This is a genomic window from Bowmanella yangjiangensis (assembly GCF_018531185.1).
Classification (GTDB): Bacteria; Pseudomonadota; Gammaproteobacteria; order Enterobacterales; family Alteromonadaceae; genus Bowmanella; species Bowmanella yangjiangensis.
Genome location: NZ_JAHDJU010000001.1, coordinates 1,112,038 through 1,125,044 on the forward strand (window position 1 = coordinate 1,112,038; position 13,007 = coordinate 1,125,044).

A 13,007-nucleotide genomic window follows, 5' to 3' on the forward strand; every position below is an offset into this window, starting at 1 on the left:
ATACCACAACAAGATCGCAAAGCGCGCAATAAAACGGTAAAATCGCCGCCTTATTGCAATAGTTCAGTTTTTTGGCCTTAAGTAGGAATGTCAGACATTACCATGCAGCTCAAGCATATCCGCAATTTCAGTATCATTGCCCACATAGACCACGGTAAATCCACCTTGTCCGATCGCCTGATTCAGCATTGCGGCGGCCTGACCGACCGGGAAATGGCTGCTCAGGTTCTCGACTCGATGGATCTCGAGCGTGAGCGTGGGATCACCATTAAAGCGCAGAGCGTTACCCTTAACTATAAGGCCAAAGACGGCGAAACTTATCAGCTGAACTTTATCGACACCCCCGGGCACGTCGACTTTTCCTATGAAGTGTCTCGTTCACTGGCCGCCTGTGAAGGGGCATTGCTGGTAGTTGACGCCGGTCAGGGCGTAGAAGCTCAGACTTTGGCCAACTGTTACACCGCAATTGAAATGGATCTGGAAGTTGTTCCGATACTTAACAAGATTGACCTGCCTCAGGCCGAGCCGGATCGTGTCGCTGCTGAGATTGAAGATATTGTTGGTATTGATGCCATGAGTGCGGTGCGCTGCTCAGCTAAGACAGGTGTTGGTATTGAGGATGTACTGGAAGTTATCGTTAAGCAAGTACCGCCACCGGTTGGTAACAGCGATGGCCCATTGCAAGCATTGATTGTTGATTCTTGGTTTGACAACTACCAGGGCGTTGTCTCGTTAGTGCGCGTGATGCATGGCGAGCTGAAAGCCGGTGATAAGATTAAGATCATGTCTAATAGCCAGGTACACCAGGTCGATAAGATTGGGATCTTCACACCTAAAGCCACGGACACCGGTGTATTACGTACCGGCGAAGTAGGTTTTCTGATTGCCGGTATCAAAGAAATCCATGGCGCGCCAGTGGGGGATACCATCACGTTGGCGAAGCAGCCGGCGGATAAAGCATTACCAGGCTTTAAGAAAGTGAAGCCGCAGGTTTACGCTGGTATGTTCCCTATCAGTTCTGACGATTACGAAGATTTTCGTGATGCGCTGTCCAAGTTAAGCCTGAATGATGCGTCTTTGTTCTTTGAACCAGAGAACTCCAGCGCACTGGGGTTTGGTTTCCGGATCGGTTTCCTTGGCATGTTGCATATGGAGATTGTACAGGAGCGTCTGGAGCGCGAGTATGACCTGGATCTGATAACAACCGCCCCAACCGTAGTCTATGAAGTATTGACCACCAAAGGGCAGACCGTTCAGGTTGATAACCCGTCCAAGTTGCCTGCCGTCAACGATATTGCCGAGATTAGAGAGCCTATCGTTGAAGCGAATATATTGGTACCCAAAGATTATCTGGGTAACGTCATTACCTTGTGTATCGAGAAGCGCGGTATGCAAACCAATATGACCTACCACGGAAATCAAGTGGCGGTGACCTATGAGTTACCTATGGCCGAAGTGGTGATGGATTTCTTTGACCGACTCAAGTCAACCAGTCGCGGCTTTGCGTCTTTGGATTATAACTTTAAACGTTTCCAGACGGCTGACATGGTGCGTTTGGATATTTTGGTTAACGGTGAGCGGGTAGATGCGTTGGCAGTGATTACCCACCGTGACAATTCTCAATACCGTGGACGGGAATTGGTAGAGAAGCTGCGTGAGCTGATCCCAAGGCAGATGTTTGACATTGCTATTCAGGCGGCTATTGGTAACCATGTTATTGCGCGTAGCACAGTTAAACAGTTGCGTAAAAACGTTATCGCCAAGTGTTACGGTGGTGACGTGAGTCGTAAGAAGAAACTGCTTCAGAAGCAGAAAGAAGGTAAGAAACGGATGAAGCAGGTTGGCAACGTGGAACTGCCGCAAGACGCCTTCTTGGCCGTACTGAAAGTAGGAAAGTAAATGGCAAATTATTTCTCCATTGGATTGGTGTTTATCACCCTGGCATCAGGTTTGATTTGGTTGGCTGACGCACTATTGTGGGCGCCAAAGCGTAAAGAGAAGATGGCCTTGGCTAAGGCCAGTAACAGTGCCAACCTGGATGATGAAACCCTGCAAAAGATAGCACCGGAGCCGTATCTGGTGGATACCGCTAAGCAGATCTTCCCGGTCATTGCGTTCGTGTTGGTGTTACGTTCATTTTTATACGAGCCTTTTCAGATTCCTTCCGGGTCGATGATGCCTACCTTATTGGTCGGTGACTTTATTCTGGTGGAGAAATTTACCTATGGTTTGAAAGACCCGGTAGCACGCAATAAGTTTATTGAAGTCGGCGAGCCTGAGCGCGGTGACATTGTGGTATTCAAATATCCCGAAGACCCAAATATCGACTTTATTAAGCGTGTCGTCGGACTGCCCGGAGATACTGTGGTGTACAAGAATAAGCAGGTGTTTATTAAGCCCGCTTGTGATGTAACGACCACGCCGGAGTGTCCTCAATTAAAGCCGGTGGAACTGACCTTTGAACAACGTGGAGAGTTCTTCCAGGACCTGGTGCCGCTGGAACGCTTTACGGAGAAACTGGGTGAGGTAAGTCACGAGATTCTGCGTAACCCCGCCGTGCCACCTCATCCTCAGATGTATTACCAGCAACCCGGTACTGCTGCTGATGAGTTTCTGGTTCCCGAAGGCCAATATTTGGTCTTAGGTGACAACAGGGATAACAGCCGTGACAGCCGTTATTGGGGATTCGTACCGGATGAGAACCTGGTCGGTAAGGCTGTGGCTATCTGGATAAGCTTTGAGTTTGATCGTGAGCCAAGCAGTTGGGTGCCTGGTTGGGTGCCAACCGGTGTGCGTTTCTCTCGTATTGGCGGTATTCACTAGATGCTTGATCCTTATAAGAGCCTGAGTAGGAAACTGGGTTATCAATTTAAGGACGTGAATGCGCTTGAACTGGCACTGACACACCGTAGCGCGGCTAAGCAACATAACGAGCGGCTGGAATATCTGGGTGATTCGGTGTTGGGTATGGTTATTGCCAGAGCCTTGTATCTGCGTTTCCCGGAGCAACCGGAAGGTAAGTTGACCCGTATGCGGGCAACACTGGTTAAAGGCGATACGCTGGCTGAACTGGCGCGCGAGTTTGAACTAGGTGAACTACTCAAGCTGGGGCCCGGTGAGTTAAAAAGCGGTGGTTATCGTCGTGATTCCATTCTGTCGGACGCCATGGAAGCCATTATCGGTGCGATATTCCTTGAGGCCGGCCTGGACACGGTTAACAGCCTGATTCTGGCCTGGTACGCCAGTCGTATTGAACAACTGGATCCTAATGTTCACCCAAAAGATCATAAGACCCGCCTGCAGGAATACCTGCAGGGCCGTAAACAACCACTGCCCGAGTACGAGGTCGTGGATGTAAAAGGCAAATCCCATGATCAGACCTTTGAGGTGGAATGCCGGATCGTTGAATTAGTTGAACCTGTTCGGGCCCGCGGTAACAGCCGTCGCCGCGCCGAGCAACAAGCCGCCAAGCTGGTACTGGAGAAGCTGAACCATGCACTCTGAACATAACACCTATTGTGGCATGGTGGCCATTGTTGGACGCCCCAATGTGGGTAAGTCAACATTGCTCAACAAATTGCTGGGGCAGAAGGTCAGTATTACCTCGCGTAAACCGCAAACCACCCGTCATCGTATCCTGGGCATAGATACCGAAGGGGACTATCAGGCTGTGTATGTGGATACGCCGGGGCTACATCGCGAAGAAAAGCGTGCCATTAACCGTCTTATGAATCGCGCAGCCTCCAGTTCTTTGGCGGATGTCGGCCTGGTGTTGTTTGTTGTTGAAGGCACACGCTGGACTGAAGATGACCAGATGGTACTGACTAAAATCCAGGAATCCGGATTGGAATGCTGGCTACTGGTTAACAAAATTGACCAGATTAAAGACCGCGACGACCTGCTACCTCACCTGCAGTGGTTAGGTAATCAGCATAAGTTTGAGCATGTGATTCCTGTTTCAGCCAAGCAAGGCAGTAATTTGGACAGACTGCGTGAGCTGGTCCACCAAAGCCTGCCCGAGTCAGATTTTTATTTCCCGGAAGAATATGTCACGGACCGCTCATCGCGTTTTATGGCGGCTGAGATCATTCGCGAAAAACTGATGCGTTTCACTGGTGACGAGCTGCCTTACTCGGTCACCGTGGAAATTGAGCAGTTTAAGCTGTCCGATAACGGTATTTACCAGATCAACGGTTTGATCTTGGTAGAGCGGGACAGCCAAAAAGCCATGGTGATAGGTAAAGGCGGGCAACGTTTGAAAACCATTGGCCAGGAAGCTCGTCAGGATATGGAGCGCTTGTTTGATAACAAAGTGTTTTTGGAACTGTGGGTGAAGGTCAAGTCTGGCTGGGCAGATGATGAAAGAGCACTGCGCAGTCTAGGCTATGGAGAGAATGACTAATTTATAGTCGCTAATTAGGCCCGCGCCCGGTGGGCCTTTTCTTGGGCGCGGTATAACCTGTGTCAGATGGGGGAAGTAGATGCTGGACAAATTAGCCGATATTCGCCGTGAATACAGCCGAGGCGGGTTGGACAGGAAAGACCTGAGTGAAGACCCCTTTGTACAGTTTGAGCACTGGTTGAAAGACATCATTGCGACGGGCCTGCCTGATCCGACCGCCATGACAGTGGCGACTGTTGATGCGGATGGGCAGCCATCTCAGCGCATCGTGCTGCTAAAAGATGTCAGCCCCAAGGGCTTTGTATTCTACACCAACCTTGGTAGTCGCAAGGCCGCAGAGCTTAAGGCTAATCCCCGTATTTCGCTGCACTTCCCCTGGCACCTGATTGAGCGCCAGGTTAAAGTTTGTGGCGTGGTTGAACCCCTATCAACCCTGGAAGTCAGTAAGTATTTCTTGTCCCGTCCTCGTGAAAGTCAGTTGGCAGCCTGGGCATCAGAGCAAAGCCGACCTATTTCTACCCGTCAGCTATTAATGAGTAAATTTGCTGAAGTAAAAGACAAGTTTGCCAAGGGCGAAGTGCCACTACCCAGTTTCTGGGGCGGTTATCGGGTGATACCCCATGAGATTGAGTTCTGGCAGGGCGGCGAGCATCGTTTGCACGACAGGTTTGTGTATCGCCTGCAGTCTGATCAGCGCTGGGCTATTGAACGGTTGATGCCTTAAGCTTAAGGCTGATTTCACCGGCTCTTCAGGACAGGGTATGATCGACAGCCACTGCCACTTGGACTTCGCTGCATTTGACCAGGATCGTGAACAGCAGATAGCACTCGCAACTTGCCAGGGCGTAACAGATTTTATTTTACCTGGTGTGCAGGCAAGCCAGTGGCCTGCACTGATTCGCTTATGCCAGACATTACCTTCTTTGCATTTTGCCCTGGGGCTGCATCCTTACTTTCTGAGCGACTATGCGCCTCAGCATTTGGTGTTATTAGACGCTCTGCTGAGTGAACAGCATGGGCACGTGGTCGCAGTTGGAGAGATTGGCATCGATCTGGCAATTGAGGTGGATGGTGGCTTTCAGGAGTCACTGTTTTGTACACAGCTTGAACTCGCGCAGCAGCACCGTTTGCCGGTTATTGTTCACCACCGAAAATCCCATCACCGTATTATGCATTGCCTTAAGGCCTGCGGGTTTAAACAAGGCGGGGTGGTCCACGCTTTTTCAGGCAGTCTGCAACAGGCTGAGCGTTATCTGGATATGGGCTTCAAACTTGGCATTGGTGGCACTATCACTTACCCAAGAGCAGCAAAAACCCGTGAAACCGTGCGCCAATTACCGCTGGATGCCATAGTGCTGGAGACGGATAGCCCGGATATGCCGATGCTAGGGTATCAGGGACAACGTAACAGCCCAGCGAATCTGGGAAAGGTGCTGGATAGTCTGGCTGAATTGCTGAACCTTGATCGCAAGGCCATTGAAACGCACACCGACCGCAATACCCGGTCGCTATTTAAACTCGGGTCCAGTGCGGCTTGATTCAATATCTACTGAGAGTTTGCGATAACGAACCTTGTAAAAGGCTCTGGTGACTAACACACCAATAGCAAAGGCCAACAGCAGTAAGGCATAAGTTTGCTGGCGGCGATGGTCCTGCACCTGTGTCTGGTATTGCATGATGGCCTGTCTGTCCATGATAAGGCGAATGTAACCAATCAGCTGATTACCTTCGAATACCTCTTTAACGTACACCATAGGTTGGTGCTGTACGTCGGTTTTAAACTGTGACACCAGATCAAGAGATTCACCAGCTTCGTACATCAGCTCACCTTTTTCATTATGCATGGTGGCATTCAGTACGTGATTGTCCTCTACCAGTTGCTGCAAGGTGCGCTGCACCGCACTGATGTCTTCATCCTGCATCAAGGTGGCGGCCAGCTTTGCGCTGTGGGAAACCAAACTGTTACCCAACAGATCGGCTTGTGCTGCAAGAATATGCTGGTCCTGATCAACGCTGGAAAGCCAGATGTTGATACCGATAATGGCAGCAATAACCGCCAGACCAAAGTTAGCCAGACGTTTATAGATGGAGTAAGTGCTGGGCAGCTCCCACTCTATATGAAAAAGATGCTTGGTGTTCATAGCCGCTACAATAGGGCATTGCCGTTTAAATGCAAGTCCCCTGGTTAATCCTGTATCTGTGGGTTTATCACGCCAAGCTTTGCCAAATGGGCAATGTCCTGTTCAGATAATCCAAGGCGCTGCTGCAGCACGAATTCAGTGTGTTGTCCCAGAGCTGGCGGCGGGCTGTTGTATTGCACCGGCGATTGGCTAAATTGAATCGGATTGCCGACAAAAGGTTGTGCTTGCCCATTCTGGCCTGTGAACTGGCGTTGCATCTGTCTATGCTGGACCTGAGGATTAGCAAAAGCCCCTGCCAATGTATTGATGGGGCCGCAGGGAACAGACTGTGCTTCCAACTGTGTTAGCCACCAATCACTGGGTTGGGTAAGTAAAATCTGCGCTAGCAGGGGGACTAGCTGGTCACGGTATTTTACTCGTTGGGCATTGGTACTGAACTCTGGCTGTTGCAGCAAGGATTCGCAGCCGGGTAGGGTGCAAAAGCGGGCAAACTGCTGGTCATTTCCAATCGCCAAAATGATATGCCCATCGGCGGTGGCAAAGCTTTGGTAGGGGACAATATTCGGGTGGGCGTTACCTAGTCTGGTTGGTGACTCGCCGCTAACCAGATAATTCATGGCTTGATTGGCCAGGCTGGCTATTTGCACGTCCAGCAAAGCCAGGTCAATGTGCTGACCAAGGCCGGTAGCATGACGATAAAGCAACGCCGCCTGGATAGCGTTACAGGCATACAAACCAGTAAGAATGTCAGCCAATGCCACCCCTACCTTCATAGGCGCGCCGTTTGGCTCACCGGTAATACTCATCAGGCCACCCATGGCCTGGATCATAAAATCGTAGCCGGGTTGAGAGGCAAGCGGCCCGCTTTGGCCAAAACCGGTAATAGAGCAATAAATAAGGCGCGGATTAAGTGCCTGCAGGCTGGCATAATCAAGACCATACTTAGCCAGACCGCCCACCTTGAAGTTTTCCACTAGCACATCCGACTCGGCAGCCAGGCGGCGGATCAGCGCTTGTCCTTCTGCTTTGCTAAAATCAATGGCAACGGATTGTTTGTTGCGGTTAGCGGTATGAAAGTAAGCGGCATCACTGCTTTGCTCACTTTGAATGAACGGAGGTCCCCAGCCCCGGGTATCATCGCCTTTAAGTGGTGGTTCAATCTTCACAACGTCGGCACCAAAGTCTGCCAGCATCTGAGTTGCCCAGGGACCGGCCAGGACTCGACTGAGATCCAATACCTTAATGCCCGCCAACGCTGAGACCTGATTGTTCTGCATATACCCTCCGTCTTGCAGATTGAGGCATTATGCTACAACGTCAGCGGTGCTTTTAACTATTGAATTGTGCGAACAAGCCTGCAAGAATCCTGAGCCTTATTTCGCCAGTCCCGCCAAGGTAGCAGAGTGACCGAATTACAACTGACTCCCCAGCAGCTAACGTCCAGTGCGTTTCTTTCTAAGTTGTTTGCCATCCCAGAATTACAGCTTTTTCATCTGGCACCGGCCAGTGTTTGTACAAACTTAACAGCAGACCAGCTAGGCGGTATGGCCTGTTCAATGGGGGATGTGGTGCAGCCCGAGGCCGCTGCGGATTGGCAGGTGGCGACCATGATCGTCAATGCCCAGGCGCTGACATTGGAAAAGCTGCTCGCCGTGCAGGATGGGCTTAAGCCCTGGCTGCAAATTGGCCGCTTTAGTCAGACTCATCAGATTGGCCAAGAAAGCCTGGCTGTCACCATGCAGGTGAAGGTGTGCCCACAAGGGCTGCCGCCAGGCACGCTGCAGGCTCTGGCTGTTGCCCAGCAGCTAGAGTTGAATCTATTGCGGGCTCAGCCGCGTTTGGATGTGCCCGGATTATTGGTCATGGATATGGACAGCACCGTTATTCAAATGGAATGTATTGATGAAATTGCCCAGTTGGCGGGAGTGGGGCCTCAAGTGTCTGAAGTGACAGAACTGGCCATGCAAGGCAAGCTGGATTTTGCCCAGAGTCTGACGCAGCGGGTGGGTTGCTTAAAAGGCGCCGATGAACAGATTCTTCGCCAGGTCAGAGATTGCTTGCCGTTAATGCCGGGGTTGGAGCGTTTGGTACGGGAGCTAAAGGCTCACGGCTGGAAGATTGCCATCGCCTCCGGTGGTTTTACCTATTTTGCCGATTATTTAAAAGTGCGGTTAGGTTTAGATGCCGCGGTATCTAATCAACTCGGCATCGAAGAAGGCAAGTTGACCGGCCTGGTAGAAGGGGACATTGTCGATGCCAAGGTTAAAGCGCAAACCCTAAAGGGACTGGCTGAACAATATGGCATTGCACCAGAGCAAACTGTTGCCATGGGTGATGGGGCCAATGACCTGGTAATGATGGCCGCCGCAGGCCTGGGGGTGGCGTACAAAGCCAAGCCTGTGGTGCTGGAGAAGGCTGATGCGGCTATTCGCTTTGGTGGGCTCGACGAACTGCTGCATTTATTGAAGTAGACAATCATGAGCGGTGAGCTGATACATCAATCAAGATATCTGGATGGCGGCGACCATAAGCTGCATATTCGCCATATTCAACATAGCGACCACCCACAGGGGCCGGCTGTGTTAATGGTGCATGGCTCTATTGAGAACGGTCGGATTTTTTACAATGACAAAGGCCGAGGGCTTGGCAGCTACCTAGCCAGGCAGGGATTCAATGTTTATGTGTTGGATCTGCGTGGACGCGGACAAAGCAGCCCGGCCATTGGGCGTGGAGATGAACACACCCAGTGGCATTATCTGAATGAAGACTTACCCCATGCCATGCAATGGGTGGGGAAACAACATCAGGGCAAATTTAGTACGGTAGCGCACTCCTGGGGCGGCGTATTAATGATGGCCTGCCTGCTGCGTCATCCCCATCTCATTAATCAGGTGGAGCGTCAGGTGTTCTTTGGCAGTAAGCGCAGTATCAGAGTACATAATCCCGAACGATGGTTTAAGGTTGATTTGGTATGGGGCCTGGTGTCGCCTTTGGTGGCCGGATTTCACGGCTATTTACCGGCGAAGAAGCTAGGTTTAGGTGCTGACAATGAAACTTTTGCTAATTGGCGGGATGTGACTAAATGGGTCAGGCAGCGCCGCTGGATTGATGCCTCTGATGGCTTCGATTATCAGGCCGCGGCGAAGACGTTGCGCCTCCCCGCTACTTGGTTTATCACCGGGCAGAAAGATTATTCCCTTGGACATGTAAGAGATATGCGACGTTTTATGGCTGAACTTGGCATGGCGGATGCCCCTCAGGCCTTGCTTGGAAAGCAAAACGGCAATCTGCATGACTATGACCATATCAATATTCTTACCCATGCCGCCTGTCAGGATGATCATTTCCCTAAGGTCAGTCACTGGTTAAAAACCGGCAGTGACAGATTGGATAGCGACTGACGATTCGTTACCTGGGGAACCAATGGCTGCGCCGTTTGTCTATTGTTCCGACACAGGTACAATGCCTGTATAGATTAAAGCTGATAGATAACCGGAGCGAGTATGAAAAGAAGCACTGATACGCCGCATCAGCATGAGCGTGGCACTATTACCGACAATGCGCTAAAAGCGCTGGTCACCAGCAAACTCTTTACCACCAGGGTGGTAAAAGCCAAAAAGGGCAAAGGTTCCTACTCCAGAAAGGGGCGTAATTCAAAAGATTACGCCTTTTTTATTGGCTGTCTGTTAAGGCGCTATTGAGCCATCTTCTCGTTTTTTTTACCTTGTACCTGGTTGTCGTTATCTTCCACCTTACCCACGTTAGCGTCGATATGATGCTGGTTAAAACCATAGCGATACATGATCTCGGCCGTGACATCCAACATGTCTGCCACGGCAGCCACATTCCATAACTGCTCTTCCAGCATCTTGGCTTTATGCACGGCGTAGCCACCCACGTAAGTGAGCTCTGAATGCAACAGGCTAATATCCGGTCTGCCGGTTTTGGTGAGGAATAGTTTCAGAGCATAAAAACGCCCTTTGCCCATGGCCAAGCTGATAAATTCTCTGCGTTGAGCGTCATTGTTAAACTGCTCTACCAACTTAACCTGAATGGCTTGCTGAATACTGCCTAAGGTTGGATTAAAGGCGATAAAAAGTTCAAAAGCAGCGGGCACATTATGGGTGCGCATGTTTTTCAGCGTTTGCTCAATAAAGCTGCGACTGTCTACTCTTGCCGCATACAAGGCATACAGATTCAGATTCTGCTCATCACCTCGATACGCCAGTAAAGGCTTGAGGCTGTGTTCAGAGGGGACATGAGCAATACTGTCGGGGAGCAGTTGAATACCGTCTTTGCGGATAAATACCGCAATGTTCAGAGGATTGGCGGCATAAATATTTCGTAACGACTCTCCAATCCCAGCCATATCCTGCTGCTCGTGCACAGGTTTAAGGCTACGCCTGTTATTCTTAATCAACTCCTGAAAAAACTCTTTGGCATGCATCTCACGGCTACTGTCGCCCAGCATCAGATGCACGATATTGCGGTCCGCACTGACATGCACCACCTTATACGCTATTTCGGTAAGATGGTGTTTTTGCGTGAGTTTTTGCAGTTTTGGCAAACTGATTGCCAGTTGCGCGCCTACTTCCAAAGGAAACAGATTTTGCAGTTCCACACGCAGTCCACCGGCAGAAAAGTCCTCAGTAACGCCGGTAAGTTTCAGATCGTCATTGAGCAGATTGACAGGAGTACGCAGTAAAAAGCGTGTTTCCCGCCTAAGCTCCTGATACTTGAATCTGAACGGAGCGATGGACACCGGAGGGCGGTTTCGTGGGTGGCAAAACACCTGCAATTTGGTTAACAGCTCCTTTTGCAGTTTGCGTTTCTGATAAGCCTGCGTTGCCCATTCACTGCTGATATCGGTTACCAGGGCAATGTAACGCAGACTTTTCAGTTTGGATTGCAGACGTGGTGAAGGTGGCTGGTTTTGCCGCCGTACCATTTCACTCACCGTGTCGGGCAGAGACAGCGGAATATGGCATTGCTCAGGATGCATATCGGTAAGCTGTAATTTAAATACCCGCCAGCTCAGTTTGCGAGAGCCATAGGCCAGAAAAGCACTTTTGAGTTGAGGCTGGGCATCCAGTTCATGGCTGCTGGCTGAATAAAAATAACAGCGACCCTGAGTGACGTGAGAGAACACAAAAACTGTCATCTCGCGCTGTCCAGGGGCTAGCTCTCGCAGTTTTTGCAGGCGTTGGTGGCCAAACAGATAGCCTAAGCGTAAGTTGTTGTCTTCATCCAGCCAATACTGATAAATATCCCGGTTGCAGTCATTAAACAGCAGGTATTGTGGCTGCAGGTCGTCCTCGTGCTGGCTGATGTATACCGGTAAAGAGGTAAAGTGGGGGATGTAATATTGTTCGTAACCTTTGGCGACAATAGCATCAATGGTGTTATCCATATTCACTTTGTAGCGACGCTTATTGCCTTGAATGAATTTTTCCAGAAACTCATCGAAGGCCTTTTGTTCTTGATCATACAAGCGCTTAAGGGACAGACGCTGCTCTTCACGGCTGCGGTCGATATCGGTAAGCAGGTAATGTACCCCTTCTCCCCGATTTAAACCGTAGTCCAGCTCCAACCCACGAAAGTGCACGGTAATGCGCTCGCCGGGTTTGAACAAATAACGTTTAGGGGCTTTTACCTTAAGGCCACTAACAGAAATGTCGATACTGGTTGCGTGCACGGACTCTTTCAGCTCGGTGAATAGTTCTACCGACACCACAAAGTTCATTCGCTCTTCCCGGCGCTGACGCACGCCGGAAAAATCCACCACAGGTGCCAGATAACGCACTTCTAAAGGCAGGCTTTGTGGGCTGTCACTTTCTGTACCGAGCACATCGGTGTCTGGCTGATCCTTGCTGTGCATGACGCGAAAATTGTTTTCGGTATTGCATACAGCCTCGTAAACGCCAATGGTATAGCCACCAAAGCAGCGTACCTGGCGTTCAAACATTTCCTGCGCTATGTCATCCAGATAGTGAGTGATGCCCTCATGCTCGTAGGCATGGCAATCGCCGTCTACCGAGCCGCGCAGATCAATGCGTCGCTGACAGGGTTTAGCCTGTCGTTTTAATTCCATCTTTATCAGAAAACGCTTGGGGCGAGGAACGTTGGCTGCAACCTGAGACAGTATTTGATTGAAGGCTGGCTCTTTAACAACCGGTTTTAGCTGCTCAATAAGTTCCTGATATTGTTCTATTCCTGTTGTCATGCCTGTGCCGAGCTCGAAATATCCTGTTTATCTTATCGGTAAATAATCCATTTACTTGTGTAACCTTGTGCTATCCGGGCAAAAAAAGTCAAGGTTTCTACTTATTTATGTCTTTCGTCGGGGGATTCTTGACCACCTTCTAACGTACTTTTGTCTGGCAGGTCTATGGCATGTCGACTGGCGGGCCTTTTTTGTGCAGACGATTGCCTTCAAACTTCGAAATTCCGGTAAAACTGATATG

General features: G+C 50.3%; 12 protein-coding genes. 9 read left to right on the forward strand and 3 right to left on the reverse strand.

Going from position 1 to position 13,007, the window contains the following annotated elements; all coding sequences use genetic code 11:
• Window positions 1-102: 102 nt before the first annotated feature.
• From lepA to KJY73_RS05030, 6 genes are all read left to right on the forward strand, one after another.
• A complete protein-coding gene (gene lepA / locus KJY73_RS05005) occupies window positions 103-1,899 on the forward strand; it encodes a translation elongation factor 4 (RefSeq protein ID WP_214343254.1) in 1,797 nt (598 codons plus the stop codon).
• Entirely contained in the window at window positions 1,900-2,823 is a 924-nt protein-coding gene (gene lepB / locus KJY73_RS05010; RefSeq protein ID WP_214340848.1) for a signal peptidase I, read from the forward strand.
• Window positions 2,824-3,504, forward strand: coding sequence for a ribonuclease III (rnc, locus tag KJY73_RS05015; protein ID WP_206592730.1), 681 nt, complete (start codon window positions 2,824-2,826; stop codon window positions 3,502-3,504). It begins immediately after the preceding gene.
• The gene (gene era / locus KJY73_RS05020) at window positions 3,494-4,402 is read left to right on the forward strand and encodes a GTPase Era (RefSeq protein ID WP_232848395.1); all 909 of its coding nucleotides are present in this window, start codon (window positions 3,494-3,496) and stop codon (window positions 4,400-4,402) included. The genes rnc and era overlap by 11 nt, the downstream gene beginning before the upstream one ends.
• A 79-nt stretch (window positions 4,403-4,481) precedes the next feature.
• Window positions 4,482-5,126: a pyridoxamine 5'-phosphate oxidase gene (pdxH, locus tag KJY73_RS05025; protein ID WP_214340849.1), complete on the forward strand. Its 645-nt coding sequence runs from the start codon at window positions 4,482-4,484 to the stop codon at window positions 5,124-5,126.
• 37 nt (window positions 5,127-5,163) lie between these two features.
• Entirely contained in the window at window positions 5,164-5,940 is a 777-nt protein-coding gene (locus KJY73_RS05030; RefSeq protein ID WP_214340852.1) for a TatD family hydrolase, read from the forward strand.
• Here KJY73_RS05030 and KJY73_RS05035 read toward each other — a convergent pair.
• On the reverse strand, window positions 5,911-6,543 hold the full coding sequence (locus KJY73_RS05035; protein ID WP_214340855.1) for an AhpA/YtjB family protein: 633 nt from the start codon (window positions 6,541-6,543) through the stop codon (window positions 5,911-5,913). The two genes, KJY73_RS05030 and KJY73_RS05035, sit on opposite strands and share 30 nt — an antisense overlap.
• 44 nt (window positions 6,544-6,587) lie before the next feature.
• Window positions 6,588-7,820: a CaiB/BaiF CoA transferase family protein gene (locus KJY73_RS05040; RefSeq protein WP_214340858.1), complete on the reverse strand. Its 1,233-nt coding sequence runs from the start codon at window positions 7,818-7,820 to the stop codon at window positions 6,588-6,590.
• A 126-nt stretch (window positions 7,821-7,946) separates the two neighbouring features.
• On the opposite strand from KJY73_RS05040, the gene serB reads away from it, so the two are divergent.
• From serB to KJY73_RS05055, 3 genes are all read left to right on the forward strand, one after another.
• Entirely contained in the window at window positions 7,947-9,014 is a 1,068-nt protein-coding gene (serB, locus tag KJY73_RS05045; RefSeq protein ID WP_214340860.1) for a phosphoserine phosphatase SerB, read from the forward strand.
• 6 nt (window positions 9,015-9,020) lie between these two features.
• Window positions 9,021-9,944, forward strand: a complete 924-nt coding sequence (locus KJY73_RS05050) for an alpha/beta fold hydrolase (RefSeq protein ID WP_214340871.1) — start codon at window positions 9,021-9,023, stop codon at window positions 9,942-9,944.
• A 102-nt stretch (window positions 9,945-10,046) separates the two neighbouring features.
• The gene (locus KJY73_RS05055) at window positions 10,047-10,244 is read left to right on the forward strand and encodes a ribosome alternative rescue factor ArfA (RefSeq protein WP_214340874.1); all 198 of its coding nucleotides are present in this window, start codon (window positions 10,047-10,049) and stop codon (window positions 10,242-10,244) included.
• Here KJY73_RS05055 and KJY73_RS05060 read toward each other — a convergent pair.
• Window positions 10,238-12,766: a PilZ domain-containing protein gene (locus KJY73_RS05060; protein ID WP_214340877.1), complete on the reverse strand. Its 2,529-nt coding sequence runs from the start codon at window positions 12,764-12,766 to the stop codon at window positions 10,238-10,240. The two genes, KJY73_RS05055 and KJY73_RS05060, sit on opposite strands and share 7 nt — an antisense overlap.
• Window positions 12,767-13,007 lie beyond the last annotated feature (241 nt).